Source organism: Ralstonia flaminis, assembly GCF_958415495.1.
Lineage (GTDB): Bacteria > Pseudomonadota > Gammaproteobacteria > Burkholderiales > Burkholderiaceae > Ralstonia > Ralstonia flaminis.
This window is the reverse complement of sequence record NZ_CATZLL010000036.1, coordinates 1-2,376: the sequence shown is the minus strand read 5'-3', so window position 1 is coordinate 2,376 and position 2,376 is coordinate 1. Positions and strand designations below refer to the sequence as shown.

Here is a 2,376-nt window from a genome sequence, read left to right as displayed (position 1 = left end):
GGGGTCTCCTCGTTTTCAGTGCAATAAGTGACGGTACGAAAAGCTAGCACTGGCGCGGAGGTGGTGTTGGTAGATCGTTGATTTCATTGACTTTCCTGTTCACTTTCAAATCTGCGATTCGTGGCGTCAAACCGTGGTCGGTTTCATCCATTGGTGCCAGTTATCGATGCATTTGGCCGCGAAGGCAGGATTTGGTCAGCATAGCGGTCAACCGGGAAGCGAAACACACCCCGCAAGTTGATGCTCTCCAGCCTGGTGGGCGCAATCTTCCCGATCAGTTCCGGTGGAATGACCTGGCGGCGGTTCGACCAGCGATCCAGGACCGCCTGCATCTGTGAGGTATTCCACGCCATCACGATGTTGGCCATCAGGCTCAACGCATCGGCCACAGCCTGCATTTCATCGACACGTTTGGCCTGCGCCGGGCTGATCCGGCCGGTATAAATGGCGCGCTTGAGGGCGTTAACAGCCTCGCCCCGATTGAGCACCCGGCGCAACTCGTTCCTGAAAGCGTCCTTGACAAAGTAGTCAGCCAAAAACGCCGTACGCAGCAACCGCCCCAATTGCACGCCAGCCTCATAGATTGGATCGCCCTGGGCGGCAGAACCGAACCGCGCAAGAGCTGCCACCGCACTGGCATGTCCGCTCATGACCGAGGCTGCCAGGTGCACCAGACTATCCCAATGCTTTTCGATCAAAGCGACGTCGACATTGGCTTCGCACACCGCAGCGATTTCTGCGGGCACTTTGGTGCCGCGTGGCACAAAGAGGTGGCGCTGTTTGAGTTCCTTCAACCGCGGGCAAAGATCAAAACCAAGCAAACGGGCATGTGACATGGCAAAGTCGGTGTAGCCATGGGTATCCACAGCAAGCTGGCTGGTCTCCAGCTTTTCTTGGCGGATGACACCTTCAATGGCCACGCCCGCCTGGCGCTCATTGAGCACAAAGGGCTGCGCATGGAAGATGCCCCACCGGTCTTTTACATGGGAGTAGATTCCAATGGAAGGTGTGTTGCGCCGAGGATCAAGCCGGGCTTGCCACACCCGTTTGGTGGTCTCCATGCTCATCATGTCAGAAGATGCCAAATCGGACCGCCCCCAGGTGGCGGCAATCGGGTGTCGCTGCATGAATTCCAGCACAGCCTGGCAGGCCTGGCTCAGACGCCGTTCGTCCCGCGCCCAGCGCATGGCCTGGCGAATGCTGGTGGCAGACAATTGCGGAATCATGCGCGCGCATTCGACCGCAGTCAGACTGGTGCCGTGGGCCATGATGCCGGCATAGACCATCAGCAGCTCGTCGGTAGAGCGCGGCTCACGTCCGAGCATGATCCAGCTAAAGCGCACCTGGGCGTCAACGGCCAGAATCACTTCCGGCAATTGAACCTCACCGATGCGGTGATCCAAAGCCGCGCGCAGCTTGGTCACTTCTGGGTCTTCGTCCTCTGCGGGCAATGGCGACAAATGGAGTTCATCATCCACGCGCAGTACGCCACTGCGGGCTGCAGCGGCCACCGCATCGACACCGGCAGTTACTCTGGCCAGCAAAGGCTTCAAGAAAGTGGCAGCCTTGCTGGGTAACGATAGACGGGCATAGTGTTTCTTGGACTCTGCCTGCCAACGCTCGTCCGTGAAGAACAAGCGCGCACGACCCCGAAAGCTCAGGCTGTGCTCAATCCAGACCGAGCCATTGCGCACCGCGCGGCGCAGGGCAAACAGGGTGGCCACCTCCAACGCCTGAAACGCCCGTTCCCGGTCTGGGCTGGAGATCGAAACCTGCCAGATCATTCCCAGACTTGGTGCCACCACTTCAACTGGCAGCTTTCTGGATCCTTTGAGATATAAAGCTTGCAGCTTGGCAAGGTACTCGATGGCAGGATGCTCGCCGGTGGCCTGCCAGGGCAGCTTTGCAATGGCGACGAGCAACGACCGCACGGGGCGAATTCCATCAATCAATCCCTCGCGGACCAGGGAGGCCCTGCTCGGTGGTTTGCGTTTCTGGGTTTCGGTGATCAAGGCTTCAAGACGGGCACGCAACTCAGCATCTGGCACCGCACCTTGCGCGCTCAAGGCAACAAGTTCGCCGAGCAGCGTTTTGTACATTGCGGCCCAATTGACGGTAGCGGGGACATCGGCGGCAGCCTGACGCCACAGATCGGCGATCCGGCGCTGCACCATAAGGATCAACTGGTCTGTGGTGGTGAACAGGCAATACCGAAGAAAGCATGCGACCTCCACGGTGCGCGCTGGCTCTTTGATCTTGGCTCCGGCTGAGGGCGGCCTGGAGACAAGTCGGCGCGCGTAGCGGCGCAAGATGAGATCGGGGATGTCTGCCAGGTGCTTATGAACGTCCAGCGTGTAAAGCAGGTCGATGCGCTCC

At 59.3% G+C, this 2,376-nt stretch carries 1 protein-coding gene; it reads right to left on the bottom strand.

Features of this window, described 5'->3' with window-relative positions:
* Positions 1-143: 143 nt before the first annotated feature.
* A partial coding sequence (locus R2N11_RS26320; RefSeq protein ID WP_074196488.1) for a Tn3-like element IS1071 family transposase occupies positions 144-2,376 on the bottom strand: 2,233 nt, incomplete at its 5' end.